This is a genomic window from Paludibacterium paludis, from assembly GCF_018802605.1.
In the GTDB taxonomy this organism is placed as follows: Bacteria; Pseudomonadota; Gammaproteobacteria; order Burkholderiales; family Chromobacteriaceae; genus Paludibacterium; species Paludibacterium paludis.
The window spans coordinates 2,291,583-2,310,792 of the sequence record NZ_CP069161.1; the positions used below are offsets into that span (position 1 = coordinate 2,291,583).

A 19,210-nucleotide genomic window follows, 5' to 3' on the forward strand; every position below is an offset into this window, starting at 1 on the left:
GATCGGAGAACTCGCAAAAAATTGGCGATTATACTGCCTTGCCGTGTCCTTTTTATCATTACTTTGAAAGCGACTTTCTCATGCACACCCCCGTTCCCGGCATCTACCGCCACTACAAGGGCAATCTGTACGAAGTTTGTGGCGTAGCACGACATTCGGAAACCGGCGATCCGCTGGTCGTGTACCGGGCCCTCTACGGCGATTACGGCCTGTGGGTCCGCCCAGCTGAAATGTTTCAGGAATCCGTCATTCACGAAGGGGAAGCCCAGCCCCGCTTTGCACTGGTCAAAGCCTTCTGAGCATCACTATACTTGAATAGTCGCAACGCAAGACGGATGATCGAAACATGGAAAAGGCCATTCTTGGCGGGGGATGTTTCTGGTGCCTCGACACGATATTCAGGCGCCTGAAGGGAGTGGAAAGCGTCGTGTCCGGCTACACGGGGGGCCATGCCACCGATCCGGATTACCGTTCCGTTTGCGAGGGATTGACCGGGCACGCCGAAGTGGTCGAGATAATGTATGATCCTTCACAGATACGGTATGCCGACTTGCTGGAGATTTTTTTTGCCATTCATGACCCCACCACGCTGAACCGTCAAGGCTATGATACCGGTACCCAATACCGCTCCTCCATTTTCACCACCGATGCCGCCCAGGAAGCCGAAGCCAGGCACTACGTCGCGCAGCTCGAGGCGAAAAAGATTTTCGATGCGCCGATCGTGACCCAGATTTCCCCGGCCGGATCGTTCTACCCGGCGGAGGAAGAGCACCAGGATTATTTCGAACGCCATGGTTCCGCGCCCTATTGCCGTATCGTGATTGCGCCAAAAGTGCGCAAATTCCTGGAAATATTCCAGAACAAACTCAAAAGTTAAAGTTCATACTATTCTGCGCCAAGCCTGTTTATAATACCGGGATCGCAATAACCCCCCCACAGACCCGGGCTCGATGCGCAAGTCCTTCGCCAGAAAACTGCTGTTCCTGTCCAGCCTGATCGGTCTTGTCGTCACGGCGGGAACCATGGGGTACATGATCATCGAAGGATGGTCATTGCTCGACAGCCTTTACATGACGGTCATCACGCTGGCGACCATCGGTTACGGCGAAACCCACAACCTCTCAAACTTCGGCCGGGTATTCACCATCGCGCTGATCGTATTCGGCACCGGTGTGGTCGGCTATGGCATTTCCTCCCTGACCCTGATGCTCTTTCAGGGCGATCTTCCCAACTATCTGAAGCGCAGAAAAATGGAAAAAATCATCGCCCGCATGTCGGACCACATCATCGTCTGCGGGCTGAGCCGCACCGGACAGTACGCGCTGGAAGAGCTCGCGCAGTCCGGACAGGCTGTCGTCGTCATCGAAAGAGAGGAAACCAATGCGCTGATGCTCGAAGGCCGCGACATTCCCTATATTGTCGGGGACGCCACCGATGATGAAAACCTGCTGGCGGCGGGGGTCGGCAAGGCCCGCGCGGTGGTGACCTGCCTGACCTCGGACGCCGACAACGCCTTCGTGGTCGTGACGGCGCGCAATCTGAATCGCGAGCTGCTCATTGTTTCCAAGGCGGAGACGGAAAGCTCCCGCAACAAGCTCCTTGCGGTTGGGGCCGACAAGGTCGTGATTCCGTCCCGGCTTGGCGGCACCAACCTTGCCAATATGGTGGTACGGCCGGAAACGCTGCACTTCTTCGAGCATTTGCACTCGCGCTACCCGAACACGTTCCGCGCGGAGCTCCTGAATGCCGGCCCGGCCTGGGAGGGGCGGCGCCTGGCGGATTTTGTCCATCACAAGGACCGGCGCATGCTCGTCATCGCCCTTGAGCATCCGGGCGGGGAGATCGAATTCAACCCCTCGCCGGATGCCATGCTCAGGGACGGCACAGCCATCATGGTCATCAACAATTTCAAATGAACGGGCACGGTTCATGTCGCTCCTGAAAAATGCGCCGGCGGTGCGCCCCGGGCTGCGCGCAATGCTCGACACGCTGCGGGAGGCCACGGCGTTCGAGTGGGTGGCCGCGGGACTCACCTGGCTTGCCATCGGCGGCCTGAGCATGCTGTTAAGCCTGAGCATCGCCATCGAGCACGAGGAAAACCGGTTCAACGACGACGCGCTTCGCCTCAGGCAAAGCCTCGAACAGCACCTGAAAACAACCGAACAGGTTTTGCTGGGTCTGGCCGATATCGTCAATGGCAACCGGCACTCCCCGGAATCCCGCTTTACCGGTTATGCCAGCGAAACGGCGAAGCGTTACGAGTTCGTCTACATCATGGGCTACCAGCCTCTGGTTCGCGACGAGGAGCGGCCCGCTTTCGAAGCCGCGCAATCGGCCCGGATCAAGGGGTTTTCCATACGGGATTATCAGCACAGCAACGGCAAGGACTGGCACAGCCGGCTGCAATGGAGCCATGCGCCGCGCCGCGCCCGTTACCTGCCCTGGATTTCCGCAGAGCCCTCCTTGCCCGTCAGCGCGACGCATGTGCTCGGAATCGACCTGCTGAACGACTCGCTGGTCGGAAGCAGCATACAGCGCGCCATTGCCAGCACCGCGACCGAAATCACCCCGTCTTTCGAACTGGCGGACGGCACTCCGGGAATGGCGTTCGTGCGCGCCATATACCGCACGACGCCCCCCGGCAACAGCTCGCTCATCCGCAGCGAAGAGGCGATCGGCGCCCTGACGCTGGTCGTGCGCACGAGCAAACTCCTTGGCGCGGAAGCGCTGCCCGACGATCTGGACGTCACACTCGAAAGGAACGAAGGCGCGGCGGGACATTTCCAGCCGATACTGCTCCATTTGCCCCCCCGCGCGGCGCCGTCGCCTGTCGAGAGACTGCTGTTCCCGCAGTTGAGCGTGACCCTGCCGGTCGCTTCAGCGATTTTTCCATACCAGCTCAAACTCGGCACGCAGTTGGGATTCCGCATACTGCCGACGCCGACATTGCTGCTTTGCCTTCTGCTGGGGGCCCTGCCCAGCATGATGGTCTTGCTGATGCTCGGCATGCGACGCCGTGCGCGCCTGCACCATGAGCATGCCAGCGAACGGTTGCACCGGGAGCGGGAGAACGCCATGGTGACACTGCAGGCGATTTCCGACGCGGTCATTACGTTCGATACGCAGCGGATCGTTCAATATCTGAATCCGACCGCGGCAAGGCTGCTGAGCATCAAGCCGGAAACCGCGCGGGGGCGCCCCTTGCAGGAACTGCTTCAGCTGCGCTACGAGTTCGCCCGTCAGGCCATGGCCGATCCTTTTCTGGAGTGTCTGCAGCGCCGTACAGTCGTCGAACTTGCCGAAAACAGTTACCTGATCCGGCCGTCCGGCGACAAACTGCTTATCGAGGGAACCGTATCGCCCCTATTCGATCGCTCCGGCTCGCTACAGGGCGCCGTGCTGACCTTCCGCGACACGGCGCCGGTTCGGCGCCGCATGCTCGAGGCGCTCGAGGCGAGCGAGGATCGGTTGCGCCTTCACGAAAAAGAGCTCGCGCGCGTTGCACGGATCAACTCGATGGGAGAAATGACGTCCGGGATTGCCCATGAAATCAACCAGCCCTTGTCGGCCATCATGAGTTATTGCCAGGCTTCGCTCTCCTTACTCGAAGACGACGACCCGGATCTGGAAATGATACGCCAGGCCATCCAGTCCGCGGTCAGCCAGGCCGAACGCGCCGGCAAGATCGTTCTGCGCCTGCGGGACTTCGTGTCCAAGCGCAATCAGGACTGCGCCCCGGTCGATGTGAATCACGCCGTGCTCAATGCACTGACCTTGACCGAACACGAGGTACTGGACAGCGAGATTCACTTAGAATACAGACCTGAGCCCAACTTGCCGCTGGCCTACGCCGACTCTATCCATCTTGAGCAAGTGGTACTCAACCTGATCCGCAATGCGATCGATGCCATGCAAAGTGTCCGCCCATGGGGCCGTCTGATTGTCGAAACAAGCTATTTCGCCGATCGCATCCGCATCTCGGTGAGCGACAATGGCCCGGGGATTCCCGACGCCACGCTGGAAAGAATCTTCGAGCCGTTTTTCAGCACGAAACAGAAAGGGATGGGTCTTGGCCTGACCATTTGCCAGACCATCATTGAAAGCATCGGCGGTCAACTGACCGCCAGAAACAAGACGGGAGGAGGCGCGGAATTCATTGTCGAACTGCCGCCGCTGGATGCCCGTACGTTTGTGCAACAAGCCGGAGTTGAATCGTCATGATCACCATGACCCCGACCGTATTCATCGTCGACGACGATCCCGCCGTCCGGGATTCGCTGGCCCTGCTCATCCGCGCCCAGGGAATGCGGGTGCTGAGCTTCGCCTCCGCCCAGGAGTTCCTCGACAACTATCAGGAAGGCGAAATCGGCTGTGTCGTGCTGGACATCCGCATGCCGCAAATCACCGGACTGGCCCTGCAGGACACCCTGCGCCAGCGCGGCATCACCATTCCGCTGATTTTTGTGACCGGACACGGCGATGTCGAGCAATGCAGCCGCGCCTTCAAAAACGGCGCCATCGATTTTCTGACCAAGCCGGTCAATCGCGACAGCCTGGTGGAAAGCCTCCGAAAAGCCATCCGCATCAGCATCCAGCAGCATTGCCACGAAGTCGAAACCCAGGAAGTCACCACACGTCTTGCCCGCATCAGCGGCCGCGAACGCGAAGTGCTGGAGCTCGTGGCGGATGGCTTGTCGAGCAAGGAGATCGCCCGCGAACTGGATCTTTCACCGCGCACGGTCGAAGTGCACCGAGCCAACCTGTTCAGCAAACTGGGGGTCGACTCGCTGGCCGACCTGATCCGCTTCTATCTGAAGGCGCTGGAAGCCACCGGCATGAAGCGGGATCGCGCAGACAACCCGGACAATGAACAGTAAAATGCCGGCCATGGAAACTCCGTTCAAACAGGTCGGGCTGGTCGCCCGCCATAGCAAACCCGCCATTGTGGCGTCGCTGCGCCTTCTGGCGGACCATCTTGCCGGGCGCGGCTTTGCCGTGCTGGTCGACAAGGAAAGCGCCACGCCGGAAGAAGCCGGCCCCCACCCCCTGATCGAGCGATACGATATCGGCAAACAGGCCGATGTGGTCATCGTCCTGGGCGGCGACGGCACGATGTTGTCGATCGCCCGCTTGCTCGCACCGTTCCGGGTGCCGCTGATCGGCATCAACCAGGGGCGCCTCGGCTTCATGACGGACATTCCGCTGCACGAAATGCTCGACAGCGTCGATGCCATCCTGTCCGGCGAGTACGTGCCCGAGGAACGCATCCTGCTGCAGGCTGCCGTGCTGCGGGAAGACGCCGAGGTGGCGAACGCGCTGGCCCTCAACGACGTGGTTTTCAGCCGCGGTTCGGTCGGCTCGATGATCGAATTCGAAGTATTCATCGACAACCAGTTCGTCTACAGCCAGCGCTCGGACGGTCTGATCGTCACTACGCCCACCGGTTCCACGGCCTATTCGCTGGCCTCCGGCGGCCCCATCCTTCACCCGACGCTGCAGGCCATCGGCCTGGTGCCGATTTGCCCGCAGTCGATGAGCAACCGGCCCATCGCCGTCAACGATTCCTGCGAAGTCGAAGTCATGCTCACCCGCGGACTGGATGCGCGGGTTCATTTCGATGGGCAGTCGCATTGCGATCTGATGGAGATGGATCGTGTGCATATCCGCCGGTACCGTAACCCGTTGCGCATCCTTCACCCGGTGGGGTACAACTACTACGACATGCTCCGCCACAAGTTGCACTGGGGCGAGCGCCTTCTCTAACCCTTCCCGAAACGGACCATCATGCTGCTTTCGCTTTCCGTTCGCGATTTTGTCATCGTCGATGATCTTACGCTCGAGTTCGCCGAAGGTTTCACCGTGCTCACCGGCGAAACCGGCGCGGGCAAATCGATCATGCTGGACGCGCTGGCCCTGCTGCTTGGCGACCGGGCCGACGGCGCCCTGGTCAGGGAGGGACAGGACAAGGCGGAAATGAGCGCGCTGTTCGACTTCACGGGCCGCCCTGAAGTCGGCGCCTGGCTGGAGCAAAATGCGCTGCCCTCGGACGACAGCGCCGTGCTGATCCGCCGCGTGCTGGATCGCAACGGGCGCTCCCGCAGCTTTATCAACGGAACGCCCGCCACCCTCACCCAACTGAAGCAGCTCGGGGAGTTCCTCGTCGACATCCACGGCCAGCACGCCCATCAGTCGCTGGTGCGCGCGGACGCCCAGCGCAACCTGCTCGATGCCTACGCGGGTTCCGACGCGCTGGCGCGCGACGTGGCGCACAGTCACCAGGAATGGCAGCAGGCGCGCCGCACCCGCGAGGACGCGGAAAAACGCTCGCGCGAATCGGAACTGGAGCGCGAGCGGCTGGCTTGGCAAATCAACGAGCTGACCGAGCTTGCGCTGGTTCCGGACGAATGGAATGCCCTGAATCAATCGCACTCGCGGCTGGCGAACGCCACCGAGCTTGCGCAAACCGCACAGCTTGCCGTTGATGCGCTATCGGAGATGGACGGCAACTGCCTGTCCGTTCTCGCGACTGTGCAGTCGAAACTGAGCAAGCTGGCCAGCCTCGACCCCCGCCTCTCGGACACATTGTCGCTGCTCGATTCGGTGGACGCGGAATTGCGCGAGGTAGTGTACGGCCTGCGCGATTACGCCAGCGCGATCGACGAGGACCCGCAAGAGCTGGCCCGCACCGAACAGCGCATCGATGCGCTGATGAGCGCGGCGCGCAAGTACCGCGTTCAACCCCAGGATCTGCCGGAGAAACTCGCCGACTGGCAAGGCCAGCTCGAGGCGCTGGAAGCGGCCGCGGATCCCGAGACCCTCTCCGTCGCGGAAGCCGCGAGCCTGTCGCGCTACCGGTCGCTGGCCGAGGCGCTGTCCGCCAAACGCCGCCAGGCGGCGAGCGAACTGTCGGCAAGAATCAGCGATGAAATGCAGCACATGGCCATGGATGGCGCCCGCTTCGCCATCGAGCTCGCTCCGCTGTCCGAACCGTCGGCGCACGGCATGGAATCGGTCGAATACCTCGTTGCCGCCAATGCCGGCACCAGCTTCCGGCCACTGGCCAAAGTGGCGTCCGGAGGAGAACTTTCGCGCATCAGCCTGGCCATGCAGGTGGTGATCAGTCAGGTGGCCAGCGTGCCGACGCTGATTTTCGATGAGGTCGATGTCGGCATCGGCGGCCGGGTGGCCGAAGTGGTCGGCAAGCTGCTGCGGCAACTGGGCGAGCGCTACCAAGTGGTGTGCATCACCCACCTTCCCCAGGTCGCCTCGTGCGGCACAACCCACTGGCAGGTCAGCAAAACCACCGAACGGAACCGGGTGGTCAGCCGCATCCGTCCGCTGGACAACGAAGAGCGCGTCGAGGAGATCGCCCGCATGCTGGGCGGCGCTGACATCACCGAGACCACGCGGCGGCACGCGTCGGAGATGCTGGAACTGAACGCCTGACACTAGGCAAACCGGGCGCTTCACAGTACAATGCCGTTCTTCCCGCAAGCAATCGCTCCGGGAAAACCGGAAGAGTGGCAGAGCGGTTGAATGCACCGGTCTTGAAAACCGGCAATGGGCGACCATTCGTGGGTTCGAATCCCACCTCTTCCGCCAAACACCAGTAAAAAGCCGTCATCCTCAGCAACCAGGTTTCCGCAAAACCTTGCTGGGCGTGGCGGCTTTTTCATTTACGCTCATCAGCGATCATGAGACGTGAGACCTATATGGTACGGCATATGGTATGACTTGAGTTTATATAGTACGACCAGCCACTCCCTTCGGTGGCGTATTCAATTCACGCCAGCAAACCGTAAGAACTCACTCTTATTTACGATCCGGAACATCGCTCATCCTGCGAAGCCTGTCTTCCACCGCGCCCATCCCCTCAATCGCCCACTCTGGAAATTGACTCTTCAAAGAAGCGATCAACTCATGAGCTTTTTTCTGATCATTGCGCTCGATCGCCGCGTTGATCAGGTGAAAATGGCTTTGAGAGACAACTCGAAAAAGGGTCGCTTGGGCATCGGGAGCCAATTTTTCAAAGAAATCGCGACCGACTTGCAATGGTTCATCATCGGCAATGGGCGTCGGTTCAGTTGAGGAATAAGGAGCATCTTCACCACAATTAATTATTGTGATGCGATATTTCAAAGGACTTGCCATCGATATCACAATCGGAACCGCCAGGAGAATAAGAAGACACCATTCCATTCGTTAAGCATGGCACTGTAGGTTATTTACACGAAACAGCCTCAACACACAGAGCGGTTGCCTGGCGACTCACCCTGGATACACCATCAGCACGGTATCGTCGACCCGCCCATCCGGCAGAACCCGGTGATGCTTCAGCAGCGCCTCCTGAACAAAGCCGGCGCGCCTGGCGACGTGGAAGGAGCGTTCATTGCGTTTGGCCATGGTGATTTCAATCCGGAGCGGCGCATAATTGCGCTTCAGGAAAGACACCAGCAGCTTGACCGACTCGGTCATATAGCCGCGGCCGGTTTTTGCTGTATTGGCCCAGTAACCGATTTCGAAATAAGGAATGGACAAATTCGTGATCACGGCGCCGATGCAACCGACCACGCTGCGGTCATCTTTGTCGATGACATAAAAGCGCAGCTCCCCGTTCTCCGAGAGCGTGTTCTCCCTCGCGCAGACAAGACTCTTCACGACCTCGTCAAGACTCCACTCGGACTTCACCCAGAACAAAAATGCCCGATGCTCGGCATAACTGCCTTGCAACGCCTCCCGAACCGCCGGGGCGAGGCTTGCATCGGGCAATACCAGCGCCACCCGCTCCCCTGTGCATACCCATTCGTCGTCGATCACCTGCCACCTCTTTGCCACCCCCGTCAGGAAGATCAAGATTAAATCAAATGACATAAACCCACAACAACAGGGTGGTTTATCCGCCACAAAAAAGCAAATCAGCTAAAATTGTGGTTGTATATATAACATTTCAATTAAAATATCAGACATCAAGAGTCGTGTAATACGATCACGCCACCGCTTTTCGCCGGCGCCGCGCACCTGTCAAGCTGCAGCGGCGATCCGGACAAACGCCCAAGGATACCGCATGCCCCCTACCTCCGAGACGAGCCATGCCCCCGACCCCACTTCGGTTCTCGTCATAGGAGCCGCCGACGCCGCGCTCGCGATCCATCAGCGATTCGAAGGGTTGGCCACCGTGCGATTCGCGCGCACACCGGAAGAAGGACTGGCACTCGCACGCAAAGAACGCCCCTCGCTCGTGATTGTCCACACACCGGACCAAACGGTACTCGCCGGCTTTCTCGAACTGGGCGCAACTTGCCTTGCCCCCACGACGGGCGATATCGCCACGGCTCTGACGGATCTCGTGCCGCACTTGGCTTCCTCCTGTTCCCATGACACCCAAAGTGTCATCGACATCGACTCGCTGCTCGCATGGCTGCCGGATCAGAACGACTATCGGGCGGCGATCGCCGTCATGCTGGCCCGCCTTGCCGAAGACGGGCCGGCCATGATCGCCGAAATGCGGCGCGCCTGGCGCCCGGGTGAAACCGGACTGCTCCGGCATCTGCTGCACAAAGCGCGCGGCGGCGTCGGCTCGCTCGGCGCACGCCGCTTCGCCGAGATGACCATCGAGGTCGAGGTAGCGCTGCGCGAGGGCAAGCACGAAAACGTGGAAGCCGGCCTGTTCCGATTGGAAGAGGAAATGGCCGCCATCGTTCCCGCGATCGGACACTGGCTGGCCAGGGAGAGCAGGATACAGGAGCGAGTCCGGGGCACCGACATGCCTTGCGAGCGTCTGCAGGCAATGGCGGCCCGGCACGATCTTGCCGCCTGCGATCTGTACCGGTCGCTCAGGCGCGAACTCGAGGCGACCCTGCGCCCATCCGAACTCGCGCGCCTGGACCGGGCGATACACACCCTGGATTTTCCCGGCTTCACTTCATTATGGGCCTCGGCCCGTGCCGGACTGGCCAGAGAAGACCGGGCCTCGTCCGCTCACCCCGCTGTCGGCAATTCGTCGATCCGCGTGGTGTAGCGCGGTGAACAGGCCGCCCGGCGCATGAGCCAGCGCTGGCTGATGTTTTGCGACGCGAGCTTAACCGTTCCCCGGCCAAAGCGGTCATTGATACCGTCAAGCGCCGACATCAGGCTGTCGCGCCGCGGGTCAGGCGCCGCGGTGAACAGATCGGGCTGAACGCGCGACGCGGGCTCGATGTCCAATAGCGCCACCCCGGTTTTCTTGTAGGCCAGACCCTCCCGGTAGAGCCGGGACAGCCCATCCAGCGCCGCGCGGGTCAACGCCAGGGTATCGGATACCGGCAAAGACAGGGAGACGACATGCCATCCATGCTGCTGCTCGAGGTCCGCGCGGAACCGGTCGGTGTGCAGAAGAACTCCGACCATGCCGGCGACGCTGACCTGATCGCGCAATTTGCGCGCGGCGTTCGCCGTGTGATACGTCACCGCGGCCGCCAGCGTCGGCAAATCCGGCACCCTGTGTTCGAATGACCGGGAGGCGAGGATCTGCCGCTTGTCGGCGGCGACATCCTCGAATTCCAGACAGGACTCGCCGTTCAGTTCCGCCACGGTCCGCTCCAGCGTAACCCCGAATTGCCGGCGCAACCGGCGGGCATCCGCCTCGGCGAGCCCCAGCGCCGTGGCGATGCCAAGACGGCGCAGGTTTTCCCGCAAGCGCCGCCCCACTCCCCACACGCACCCCACATCGAGCGAAGCCATCAGTTGCCGGCGGCGGGTCGTGTCGGTATCGTCCCAGACGAACACGCCGCCCAGTTCCGGCCGGTCCTTGGCCAGCCGGTTGGCGAGCTTGGCGAGCGTTTTACTCCGTCCGACGCCGACGCAGGCCGGCAAACCGAGGCGTCGCGCCACATCGGCACGGATGCGCGAGGCGTGGCCCGCCGGATCGGGAATACCATCCAGCCGGAGAAAACACTCGTCAATCGAATATACCTCCTGCGCCACGCCCCATTCGGCGAGCACTCTCATCATCCGCCCCGACATGTCTCCATACAGCTCGTAATTACTGGAAAACACCGCCACACCATGATGCCGGCACAACGACCGTACTTCGAAGTAAGGCACGAACCCCTTGATGCCCAGGGCCTTGGCTTCCGGCGAACGGGCCACCACGCAACCATCGTTGTTACTGAGCACGACAATAGGCTTACCGGCGAGATCGGGACGAAACAACCTTTCGCAGCTGGCGTAAAACGTGTTGCCGTCGACAAGGGCGAACGTTGGCATGGCAGACTCCGGAAAATCGCGAGACGAAAAACAAAGGCCGCAACGGGCTACATATTTTGATTATGTACGAATTCAAAATCCATTGCCAGACAGACAGCCCCACTCTCCTCACAATCCAAGGCTGCGGCGGACCGCAAATCGTGTCATGCGGTTGCGCCAGAAGGGAGAGAGACGAAGGAGTTCGCCCTGGCACGCCGCTTCCCCGGTCAGGCAACGGTACCCGTCATGGATAACCAGAGCGGCATCGGAATGGCGATACCCGACTCGCCCAACCGCATGAAAAATGCCAACGCCGGCCGGCAATTGCAGGACAGCACCGACAACCTGGATAGGGTTTCCGATACGCTGAACCACAGCATCGGCTATTTCCGGTTGCCCTGAGCAGCGGCACCCGCGCGGCTGGCTGCCGGAGCAGTAGCCACCATGGCGTTTTCATCGCACAATTCTCCGGTTTTCCTCATTCCGGAGTCGGTCATGCTGCGCTTTACCCCTGTCAGTTTGCTCATCGTCCCCATTCTCGCCGCCGCCCAGGCGCCCATCGCCCAGCGGGAAAACCTGGCCGCGACGGTCTGGATGCAGCGTTCGGCGGAAATGAGCGCGGTCACCCGCACCGTCTACCGGGCCGCGACGGCCGCGCTGCCGGCGGCGCGCAAGGCCGGAACCGGCGCCGCGCTGGAACAGGAAAACCGTCCCGACCTGCCCGGAAAACCGGCCATCGTGCTCGATATCGATGAAACCGTGCTGAACAACATGCCCTACAACGCCGCCCAGGCCGCCAACGGCGAGGCCTGGACAGCCTCGAGCTGGGAGAACTGGGTGCTGGCGCGCAAGGCCGGTGGAATCGACGGCGCCGCCGAGTTCATTCGCGCCGCGCGCGACATGAAGTTCACGGTGATTTTCATCTCCAATCGCGAATGCCGCGCCGACGGGCGCTACGACAGCGAAGGCCGCGCTCTGGACTGCCCGCAGAAGGCCGCGACCCTCGACAATCTGGAAACCGTGCTGGGCTACCGGCCGGGCGACGACGACGTGCTGCTGCGCAACGAACGGCGCGGACGCGACGACAGCAACAAATCGGCACGCCGCCGCGAAGTCGCGGGGCGCCACCGGATCGCCATGCTGCTTGGCGACGATCTGGAGGATTTCGTGACGCGGGCGCGGTTCGACCCGGCACGGCACGCCGAAAGATTCGGAACGGTCTGGTTCGCGCTGCCCAACCCGGTGTACGGATCATGGCGCGGCCCGTACCGCGACACAGAGGCGCTTTACCGGGCGCTGGAGCCGTGGCGGCGCCAGTAAACGAGGGTTCACATCTTGCGGAAGCGGTGCGCGTAGCTGCGGCTGACCTCCAGACGCCGGCCATCCTTGAGCACCACGAACAGGCGACCGTCTCGCGCCTTGTCCACGCGGTCAATCGCCCCGACACGCACCAGCGTGGAGCGGTGGATCTGCCAGAACTGTCCGGGATCGAGTTGTTCGGCCAGTTGCCGCAAAGGCATGCGCAACAGCGCCTCGCCCTGGGATGACTGCACGACCGTGTATTTGTCGTCGGCTTCGATGGACAGGACCTCGTCCACCGCGATCATGCGCAAGCTCGTGCCGACGCTGGCCTGCAACCAGCGCAAGGTTTCCCGTTTGGGCGCCATGCCGGCCAGTTCGGCGGCAAGCCGAAGCAGGGCCTCATCGCGACGCGGCATGGCGAGCGCTTCGAGGCGCCGCCGCGTCACCTCCAGCCGTTCGAACCCGACTGGCTTGAGCAGGTAATCGACCGCATTGCGCTCGAAAGCCTGAATGGCGAACTGGTCATAGGCGGTCACGAACACCACATGGCAGCGGCCGTGCAAAGCCGCCGCCACCTCGATGCCGCCGGGACCGGGCATGCGGATGTCAAGAAACGCGACATCCGGCAGCGCCTCTTCGAAACGCGCCAGCGCCTGCGTTCCGCTGGCGGCCTCGGCGGCGATCTCGAGGGATGGCCACACCCGGCCGAGCGCGTCTTTCAGTTGGGCCCGCATCAGCGGCTCGTCATCGGCGATCAGGGCTCTCACGCCGCCACACTCCCCACCGGCGGCTCGACCACGGCGGATTTCCGGTACGGAAGGCTGATCGTAACGCGTGTGCCGCCGGTGTCTTCCTGCATCTCGATCGTCAGCCTGGCCCGGGTCCCGTAAAGCAGCTCCAGGCGGTCGCGGATATTGGCCAGCCCCACGCCACGCCCCGCGGAAGGGCTGAACCCCACTCCGTCGTCGCGCACCGACACATCGAGCCGGTCGCGGAACAGCGCCGCGCCCAGAACGATGCAACCGCCCTCTTCCTTGGGTTCCAGGCCATGGCGGATGGCGTTTTCCACCAGGGTTTGCAGCATCATCGGCGGGAAGGCGGCATCGGCCAGCGCATCGTCCATCTCACAGCGCACGGAGAGCCGTTCCCCCATTCGCTCCTTCATGATGTCCAGATAGGCCCTGGACAGGGTCATTTGCGAACCGAGCGTCGACTCGCGCGATTCGCGCATATGCGGCAAGGCCGAACGCAGGTAATCGATCAGATTGCGCTGCATCGACGCGGCTCGCGACGGATCCGATTCGATCAGTTGGCTGATCGAGGACAAGGTATTGAACAGGAAATGCGGCTCGATCTGCGCTTGCAGCGCCTCGATGCGCGCTTCGGCCAGACGCCGCTCCAGCGTCGCCACGTCAGCGCGGCGCCGCGAGGCGGAAGCGTCAAGCTCCGCTTCGCGTTTGCCCCCGGCGAGTATCTTGACCACCATCAGCAAGAGCGAGGCGAGCAGCACCAGTTCGGGAATATTCATGATCCCGCCGATGATCATCAACCCCAGCGTCGCCAGCAGCAGCCTGGGCCAGGATACCCGCGCCAACCAGTCGGCCAGCTCCCAGCCCAGTTCGCGCAATGCCGCGCCGACATCCCGAAAGGCGTTCCATCCGCGTCCACCCGTATTGCCGTGAAGCATGGTGAGTCTCCCTGTATGAAGTGCTTCCAGTGTAAAGGTCTGCGCCATACTCTGCGCCGTCTTTGCGACGAAACGCGGGTTTTGGGCGGCGAACGGCGGGATAGCACCGCCAGCGGTCATGACTGCGCCGACCGGCCATTTAAACTGCATTAGACACCACAAAATTTCAACGTATTTTCATTTGCCGCGTGTGCCGGGAAAAATATTTCACCCATATTGGATCAGGATCAAATATTACTTGTAGGTAGATCTTTTTCTTTAGGGAAAGTCTTCTACTATTGCGCTTTTCCAATGAAAACGGGAACCGACATGAAAGCGGAGGCCTCTGGTCGGCGGGGGAAAGAGATCCAGCTCAACCCCGACGAACTGATCGTCAGCAAAACCGATCCGACCGGTCACATCACCTATGCCAACCGCGTGTTCATGCGCATCGCGGGCTATGCGGAACACGAGCTGCTGGGTCGGCCACACAATCTGATCCGGCATGCCGACATGCCGCGCGGGGTTTTCCGGCTGATGTGGAAAACCCTGCAGGGCGGCGGCGAGTTCTTCGGCGTTGTCAAGAACACCACCAAGCATGGCGACTACTACTGGGTCATGGCCAATGTCACCCCGGACTTCGACAGCGCCGGACAACTGCAAGGCTATTATTCGGTGCGCCGCCGTCCGTCGCGCCAGGCGATCGACACCCTGTCCTCGCTATATGCCCGCATGCTCGAGGTGGAAGCGTCCGCGGGCAAAGCCCGGGCGCCCGATGCCTCGGCCGACTGGCTCGCCGCGCACCTCGCCGGGCAGGGGCTCGACTACGAAACCTTCATTCTCCGCCTGCTTTCCGACACCTCCACCGCCGCGAAGACCTTACCATGACCATTTCACGCCGCCGTGCGCCTTTCTTGCGCGATCGTCTGGGCCATATGTTGGTCGCTTTCAACGTCCTGGTTCTGCTGTCCGCCTTTAGCGTCTTCCTTCTTCCCGCTTCCTGGCGCATCGGCGCCGGGATCGCCTGTTTCGCGTCGGGCCTGGCCCTGTCGGTCGCGATCTGGCTGCGCAGCCGCACCGCGTTCAACGTACTCGCGACGCTGCACGAGCAACTGGGGCACGCATGCCGGGGCGAGCTGCACCACCGGGCCACCCGTACCCGCAACCTGGGGGAAATCGGTCTTGTCGCGTGGCAACTGAATGACTTTCTGGATCTGATCGAAACGTACTTCAAGGAAGTGAACACCTGCTTTGAACGGGTGTCCTCCGGCGACTTCCGCCGCCGCCCGCTCGATGGCGGCCTTCCTGGCGTTTTCGCCGATTCCATGGGGAATCTGGACATCGCCATTCAGGCCATGGCCGACAACGACGGATTCGTGCGGCGCAACCGTCTCGCCTCTCAATTGGCGGCGCTGAACAACCCCAACCTGCGCCAGAACCTCGCGGGCAATCAGGCCGACCTGGGAACGATCCGCGATGCGATGGAGGACGTGGCCGGGATCACCCGGGACAACGCCAGCGGGGCGCGGCAAAGCCTGCAAAGCGCCGAGCAGCTGTCCGGCCATCTGGACACCATCGCCGGCACGGTGGTCAGCATGCATGCCGCCGGCTCCGCACTGGCGTCGGAGTGGCAAGGCATCGAGACATCACTGACCGCGATCTCCGATATCGCCGACCAGACCAACCTGCTGGCGCTCAATGCCGCCATCGAAGCGGCGCGCGCCGGCGAACAGGGCCGCGGCTTCGCCGTTGTCGCCGACGAGGTCCGCAAGCTGGCGGAGCGCAGCAAGGGAATGGCGCAACGGGTGCGGGAAGTCCTGAACCGCCTGTCAGAGCGTATCACGGATATCGAGCGGCGTTCCGAGGAAGCCCGGGCCGTGGCCGGCGAGGTGCGCCAGTCGGTCGAGGCTTTCCGTGAACGTTTCGAAACGCTCGCCGGACAATCGGATCAAGTGCTCAGCCGGGTCGAGTCGGTGCGGGACCGTTCGCGCGCTTCGCTGCTCAAAGTGGATCACGTCATGCACAAGCAGCAGGTCTATCACGCCGTCGAAGAAGGCGATCCGGACCAGAACGTGCGACGTCTGGTGCAAGACTGGCGGGGTGCGGCCGAGCGCACGGCGCTGGACGGGCACGGCGGCAAAGAGCTGGACAAGGCCATGGCCACGGTGTCGGCGCGCATGACCGCCGCGCTGGAAGCGGCCAATGCGGCGTCGCCGGACGAAACGCGCATCATCGCCTGCATGCGGGAGCTGGAAAGCGACAGCGAACGCCTGCTCGGCTGCTTTGACAGTCTTGTCGCGGTGCAAGGCCAGTACTAACGTTCGGCAAGGCTTTTGCCCACCTCCATCACCAACCGCTCCGCCTGGCGGACGATGGCGTCCCGGTAGGTCTCGAAAACCTCGTCGCTGATCCGTCCGTCGCCGCCCGGCGCGAAACGGTTCATGACCGGGGTGTGAATATGACCGGCCGGGATGGACAATTTCATCGCATCGCGCAACAAGGTATTGCGATACGCGCTTTCGTTCGACAGGTAGTTCCCGCCACCGCCTTCCCGGGCGCACGAGCCTTTGGGCGGCGCAACCGGCTTACCCGACGGCAATCGGTTCATGGTCTCCAAACCCCGATTGAGAACAACAAAACCGGGCCGCTCACAATCCGGGAATACCGAGTAGCTCACATTCCATGTCACGTCGAACGCCCCCTCGCCGGTCGCCAGATCGCCGGGAGGCCGCCGGATACCCGCGCCGGTATTGGCGGCGAGCATCCGCGCGACAGGCAATGTCGAGGCGGTGAACTGCGGCGGGGAGTCCGCCTTCCAGGGCGCGGCGGGCAACCCGCTCCAGCGCTCGGGCGGCGTGATATCGCACCCTTGCGGCCCTGGCGGCCGCCCGGCGCCATCGGGCGCGCATGCCGTCTTGCCGTCGTTTCCGGGGAAGGTTCCGCCATGGTAGCGACCATTCCACGCTTCAAGATTGAATTGATAGCCGATTCCCTGGCTGACCGTCAGGGAGGCGTCCACACGCGAAGGTCCCTTGAGGAACCAGGGGCCGAGCGTGTCTTCCTGCACGCCGTCGGCGAACGGGGCGAAACTCACCGGCAACAGATAGGTTTCGATGCGCAGCACGGAACCGTCCGGCAACGGCACCTCCCTGCCATCGAGCGTCAGCGCCAACGCGCCCGACGGATTGCCGGTGCGGATCGCCGTGCCGGAGGCGCCCGGCTCGCCAAGCGCGAACGGGTCGAACCCGCTGACGATCATGCGGCGAATCTTGCGGCCAGGCGGCAGCGTCACGTCGTACTGCCCTCGGGACGCGCGCTCGAACTCGCGGATCAGCGCGGTTTTTTCCGTTTCGTTAAGCCAGGGTGTCCGCCATTGCCGCAGCAGCCGCGTCATCGCCAGGCGCGTCCAGTAAAGCGGCCGGTCATCGCTGGCCGGCAGCATGCCGGCGATCACGCGTCCCTGAGCGCGATCGACAGCCGCGCGCCACAAGTCCCGGCCCGTGGCCGCCACATGCCGGTGGGCGCTGTCGAACGAATCGATGGCGGTTGAGCCATCACGACACAGCGAGTCGGCGAAGGCGGTAATGCGCCCCTCGAAACCCGCCGCCTGCACGATGCGTCTGGCGAAGGGGGTATCATTGCCCGGCAAGCGGTTGACCAGCCGCTGCTCTTCGTACACCGGAGCAATGGATGGATCGAGCGTGCAAGCGGCATGGACCGGCATGGCGATCAGGGCAAGAACAACCGAAAATGGCATAGTGCGTGACATCGGCGCATCACCAGAAAAGGGAAACCCTCAATTTACACCAATGTCATTGCGCCGATGCAAGAAAACGCGTCCCGACAGCGCGCCCGACGCAAGTGATCCGCACAAATGAAAAAAGGGGGACTCGCCCCCTTTCGCTTTCGCCGTATCAGCGCCTCTTGCGCCACCTTAGCGCCAGGGCCGCCAGCCCCATCCCCATCAGCGCCACGCTCTCGGGCTCCGGCACGGCGGGAGCCGCGTCGATGCTGAAGCGGTAGGTTCCGGACCAGGTGCCGGTGGAGTACATGTCCAGTCCGAAATCATAATCGCCCTTGCCCAGCTGGACGGAGAACGTCTTTTCATAGGCATTGCCGCTCGGTGCATCCTCGACCGTCAGCGTTTCCCAGCGTCGATCGTTCACATTCCAGAGTCCATGGGTCAAAAAGGTGAACGATGCCTGTCTGGCGGTGTCGGGTGTCAGCGCGAACCGCACGGCATAGCGACCATCCCGGTCCAGCGAAACATGCTGGTTCGGCAGCCGATAGCTCTGCCATTGGCCATTGGCGTATACCGGTGTGTCGATCACCGCGGCGGCCGCCCTGCACGCGGAAAACGCCGCCAGGATGGCGATCATTCCATATCGTAAAAAGTTCATTGCGTCACTGTGTCTTTCATTGCAACCGGGCATTATCGCACAAAAGCCGGCACGCCTCTTTACGTGAAATTACGTGATCCTGCGGCGGCGCATCGTCAGCGCGGCGAGCCCCACTCCCATCAGCGCGACGGCCCCCGGCTCGGGCACGGGCGCCGAGAACGGGGACGGCGCAATGGAGAAGCGGTACTCGCCCGCCCAGGGGGACGCCGAATAGAAGTCCAGCAGATAAGTGTAATGTCCCTTGGTCAACCGGAGCGTCCGGGTCATCGAATACGCATTACCCGCAGCGAGGGCGGCATCGCCCGGGCTGGCTCTTGTCCGTCCGGCAGGAAGGTTTTCCGCGGTATTCCAGATAAAATGCGTGACAAAATGCAGCGGGGACTGAGAGGCGTCCACCGGAGTCAGCGCAAAGCCGATGTCGTAGGAGCCGTCTTCCGGCACCAGAAACTCGCGCTGGCCAAGCGGCACGGAGTCTCCGAACCAGGCTTGCCGCCCCATGTACTCCCCGGTCTCGATGCGGGCAGTGCGCACGGCCGCCGCCGCGGACATCGAAACCATTGCCGCCATGATGGCGACGCCCCATTGTTTTGCATTTGCCATGTTTCAACCTTGATTTGAC

At 62.2% G+C, this 19,210-nt stretch carries 20 protein-coding genes and 1 tRNA gene; 13 read left to right on the forward strand and 8 right to left on the reverse strand.

Going from position 1 to position 19,210, the window contains the following annotated elements:
• The first annotated feature begins 80 nt into the window (after positions 1 to 80).
• The 8 genes from JNO50_RS10350 (at position 81) to JNO50_RS10385 (ending at position 7,602) form a co-directional block, all read left to right on the forward strand.
• A complete protein-coding gene (locus tag JNO50_RS10350; protein WP_189533016.1) occupies positions 81 to 299 on the forward strand; it encodes a DUF1653 domain-containing protein in 219 nt (72 codons plus the stop codon).
• A gap of 47 nt (positions 300 to 346) precedes the next feature.
• Positions 347 to 877 carry a peptide-methionine (S)-S-oxide reductase MsrA gene (gene msrA / locus JNO50_RS10355; RefSeq protein ID WP_189533018.1) on the forward strand — a complete coding sequence of 177 codons (531 nt, stop codon included), beginning with the start codon at positions 347 to 349 and terminating at the stop codon, positions 875 to 877.
• 73 nt (positions 878 to 950) lie between these two features.
• Complete coding sequence (locus JNO50_RS10360) at positions 951 to 1,916, forward strand: potassium channel family protein (protein WP_189533020.1); 966 nt, start codon at positions 951 to 953, stop codon at positions 1,914 to 1,916.
• A 13-nt stretch (positions 1,917 to 1,929) separates the two neighbouring features.
• On the forward strand, positions 1,930 to 4,221 hold the full coding sequence (locus tag JNO50_RS10365; RefSeq protein WP_189533021.1) for an ATP-binding protein: 2,292 nt from the start codon (positions 1,930 to 1,932) through the stop codon (positions 4,219 to 4,221).
• Positions 4,218 to 4,877, forward strand: coding sequence for a response regulator transcription factor (locus JNO50_RS10370; RefSeq protein ID WP_189533023.1), 660 nt, complete (start codon positions 4,218 to 4,220; stop codon positions 4,875 to 4,877). Before JNO50_RS10365 ends, JNO50_RS10370 begins: the two co-directional genes overlap by 4 nt.
• Positions 4,878 to 4,887: 10 nt before the next feature.
• Positions 4,888 to 5,763: an NAD kinase gene (locus JNO50_RS10375; RefSeq protein WP_189533246.1), complete on the forward strand. Its 876-nt coding sequence runs from the start codon at positions 4,888 to 4,890 to the stop codon at positions 5,761 to 5,763.
• Between the two features lie 21 nt (positions 5,764 to 5,784).
• Positions 5,785 to 7,446: a DNA repair protein RecN gene (gene recN / locus JNO50_RS10380; protein ID WP_189533025.1), complete on the forward strand. Its 1,662-nt coding sequence runs from the start codon at positions 5,785 to 5,787 to the stop codon at positions 7,444 to 7,446.
• A 68-nt stretch (positions 7,447 to 7,514) separates the two neighbouring features.
• Positions 7,515 to 7,602: transfer RNA gene (locus JNO50_RS10385), tRNA-Ser, on the forward strand.
• A gap of 210 nt (positions 7,603 to 7,812) precedes the next feature.
• Here JNO50_RS10385 and JNO50_RS10390 read toward each other — a convergent pair.
• Both JNO50_RS10390 and JNO50_RS10395 read right to left on the reverse strand, forming a co-directional pair.
• Positions 7,813 to 8,199 (reverse strand): hypothetical protein, encoded by a 387-nt coding sequence (locus JNO50_RS10390; protein ID WP_189533027.1) that lies wholly within the window; start codon positions 8,197 to 8,199, stop codon positions 7,813 to 7,815.
• Between the two features lie 69 nt (positions 8,200 to 8,268).
• Positions 8,269 to 8,817 carry a GNAT family N-acetyltransferase gene (locus tag JNO50_RS10395; protein ID WP_189533029.1) on the reverse strand — a complete coding sequence of 183 codons (549 nt, stop codon included), beginning with the start codon at positions 8,815 to 8,817 and terminating at the stop codon, positions 8,269 to 8,271.
• Between the two features lie 247 nt (positions 8,818 to 9,064).
• Here JNO50_RS10395 and JNO50_RS10400 point away from each other — a divergent pair, with 247 nt between their 5' ends.
• The gene (locus JNO50_RS10400; protein ID WP_189533031.1) at positions 9,065 to 10,018 is read left to right on the forward strand and encodes an Hpt domain-containing protein; all 954 of its coding nucleotides are present in this window, start codon (positions 9,065 to 9,067) and stop codon (positions 10,016 to 10,018) included.
• Here JNO50_RS10400 and JNO50_RS10405 read toward each other — a convergent pair.
• Positions 9,979 to 11,244: a Y-family DNA polymerase gene (locus JNO50_RS10405; protein ID WP_189533033.1), complete on the reverse strand. Its 1,266-nt coding sequence runs from the start codon at positions 11,242 to 11,244 to the stop codon at positions 9,979 to 9,981. The two genes, JNO50_RS10400 and JNO50_RS10405, sit on opposite strands and share 40 nt — an antisense overlap.
• A gap of 225 nt (positions 11,245 to 11,469) precedes the next feature.
• Between JNO50_RS10405 and JNO50_RS10410 the strand changes: the two genes are divergently transcribed.
• Together JNO50_RS10410 and JNO50_RS10415 are read left to right on the forward strand one after the other, a co-directional pair.
• Entirely contained in the window at positions 11,470 to 11,625 is a 156-nt protein-coding gene (locus tag JNO50_RS10410) for a hypothetical protein (RefSeq protein WP_189533035.1), read from the forward strand.
• A 93-nt stretch (positions 11,626 to 11,718) separates the two neighbouring features.
• Positions 11,719 to 12,543, forward strand: a complete 825-nt coding sequence (locus JNO50_RS10415; protein ID WP_189533036.1) for a 5'-nucleotidase, lipoprotein e(P4) family — start codon at positions 11,719 to 11,721, stop codon at positions 12,541 to 12,543.
• 8 nt (positions 12,544 to 12,551) lie between these two features.
• Here JNO50_RS10415 and JNO50_RS10420 read toward each other — a convergent pair whose 3' ends face one another.
• Both JNO50_RS10420 and JNO50_RS10425 read right to left on the reverse strand, forming a co-directional pair.
• On the reverse strand, positions 12,552 to 13,292 hold the full coding sequence (locus JNO50_RS10420; protein WP_229804587.1) for a LytR/AlgR family response regulator transcription factor: 741 nt from the start codon (positions 13,290 to 13,292) through the stop codon (positions 12,552 to 12,554).
• Positions 13,289 to 14,212 (reverse strand): sensor histidine kinase, encoded by a 924-nt coding sequence (locus JNO50_RS10425; RefSeq protein ID WP_215796336.1) that lies wholly within the window; start codon positions 14,210 to 14,212, stop codon positions 13,289 to 13,291. Before JNO50_RS10425 ends, JNO50_RS10420 begins: the two co-directional genes overlap by 4 nt.
• Positions 14,213 to 14,521: 309 nt before the next feature.
• Between JNO50_RS10425 and JNO50_RS10430 the strand changes: the two genes are divergently transcribed.
• Together JNO50_RS10430 and JNO50_RS19145 are read left to right on the forward strand one after the other, a co-directional pair.
• A complete protein-coding gene (locus tag JNO50_RS10430; RefSeq protein ID WP_189533039.1) occupies positions 14,522 to 15,079 on the forward strand; it encodes a PAS domain-containing protein in 558 nt (185 codons plus the stop codon).
• Positions 15,076 to 16,509, forward strand: coding sequence for a methyl-accepting chemotaxis protein (locus JNO50_RS19145; RefSeq protein WP_215796337.1), 1,434 nt, complete (start codon positions 15,076 to 15,078; stop codon positions 16,507 to 16,509). Before JNO50_RS10430 ends, JNO50_RS19145 begins: the two co-directional genes overlap by 4 nt.
• Here the strand turns inward: JNO50_RS19145 and JNO50_RS10440 are convergent.
• From JNO50_RS10440 to JNO50_RS10450, 3 genes are all read right to left on the reverse strand, one after another.
• Complete coding sequence (locus tag JNO50_RS10440) at positions 16,506 to 17,960, reverse strand: hypothetical protein (RefSeq protein WP_215796338.1); 1,455 nt, start codon at positions 17,958 to 17,960, stop codon at positions 16,506 to 16,508. The two genes, JNO50_RS19145 and JNO50_RS10440, sit on opposite strands and share 4 nt — an antisense overlap.
• Before the next feature lie 145 nt (positions 17,961 to 18,105).
• A complete protein-coding gene (locus tag JNO50_RS10445; protein ID WP_189533041.1) occupies positions 18,106 to 18,570 on the reverse strand; it encodes a PEP-CTERM sorting domain-containing protein in 465 nt (154 codons plus the stop codon).
• 90 nt (positions 18,571 to 18,660) lie between these two features.
• On the reverse strand, positions 18,661 to 19,191 hold the full coding sequence (locus tag JNO50_RS10450; RefSeq protein ID WP_189533043.1) for a PEP-CTERM sorting domain-containing protein: 531 nt from the start codon (positions 19,189 to 19,191) through the stop codon (positions 18,661 to 18,663).
• Between the last annotated feature and the right edge of the window lie 19 nt (positions 19,192 to 19,210).

Coding starts and splice junctions, on each gene's coding strand:
- JNO50_RS10450 (WP_189533043.1), bottom strand. CDS start 19,191: ATGGCAAATGCAAAACAATGGGGCGTCGCCATCATGGCGGCAATGGTT.
- JNO50_RS10425 (WP_215796336.1), bottom strand. CDS start 14,212: ATGCTTCACGGCAATACGGGTGGACGCGGATGGAACGCCTTTCGGGAT.
- JNO50_RS10430 (WP_189533039.1), top strand. CDS start 14,522: ATGAAAGCGGAGGCCTCTGGTCGGCGGGGGAAAGAGATCCAGCTCAAC.
- msrA (WP_189533018.1), top strand. CDS start 347: ATGGAAAAGGCCATTCTTGGCGGGGGATGTTTCTGGTGCCTCGACACG.
- JNO50_RS10445 (WP_189533041.1), bottom strand. CDS start 18,570: ATGATCGCCATCCTGGCGGCGTTTTCCGCGTGCAGGGCGGCCGCCGCG.
- JNO50_RS10350 (WP_189533016.1), top strand. CDS start 81: ATGCACACCCCCGTTCCCGGCATCTACCGCCACTACAAGGGCAATCTG.
- JNO50_RS10415 (WP_189533036.1), top strand. CDS start 11,719: ATGCTGCGCTTTACCCCTGTCAGTTTGCTCATCGTCCCCATTCTCGCC.
- JNO50_RS10360 (WP_189533020.1), top strand. CDS start 951: ATGCGCAAGTCCTTCGCCAGAAAACTGCTGTTCCTGTCCAGCCTGATC.
- JNO50_RS10410 (WP_189533035.1), top strand. CDS start 11,470: ATGGATAACCAGAGCGGCATCGGAATGGCGATACCCGACTCGCCCAAC.
- JNO50_RS10405 (WP_189533033.1), bottom strand. CDS start 11,244: ATGCCAACGTTCGCCCTTGTCGACGGCAACACGTTTTACGCCAGCTGC.
- JNO50_RS10375 (WP_189533246.1), top strand. CDS start 4,888: ATGGAAACTCCGTTCAAACAGGTCGGGCTGGTCGCCCGCCATAGCAAA.
- JNO50_RS10400 (WP_189533031.1), top strand. CDS start 9,065: ATGCCCCCTACCTCCGAGACGAGCCATGCCCCCGACCCCACTTCGGTT.
- JNO50_RS19145 (WP_215796337.1), top strand. CDS start 15,076: ATGACCATTTCACGCCGCCGTGCGCCTTTCTTGCGCGATCGTCTGGGC.
- JNO50_RS10440 (WP_215796338.1), bottom strand. CDS start 17,960: ATGTCACGCACTATGCCATTTTCGGTTGTTCTTGCCCTGATCGCCATG.
- recN (WP_189533025.1), top strand. CDS start 5,785: ATGCTGCTTTCGCTTTCCGTTCGCGATTTTGTCATCGTCGATGATCTT.
- JNO50_RS10365 (WP_189533021.1), top strand. CDS start 1,930: ATGTCGCTCCTGAAAAATGCGCCGGCGGTGCGCCCCGGGCTGCGCGCA.
- JNO50_RS10370 (WP_189533023.1), top strand. CDS start 4,218: ATGATCACCATGACCCCGACCGTATTCATCGTCGACGACGATCCCGCC.
- JNO50_RS10390 (WP_189533027.1), bottom strand. CDS start 8,199: ATGGAATGGTGTCTTCTTATTCTCCTGGCGGTTCCGATTGTGATATCG.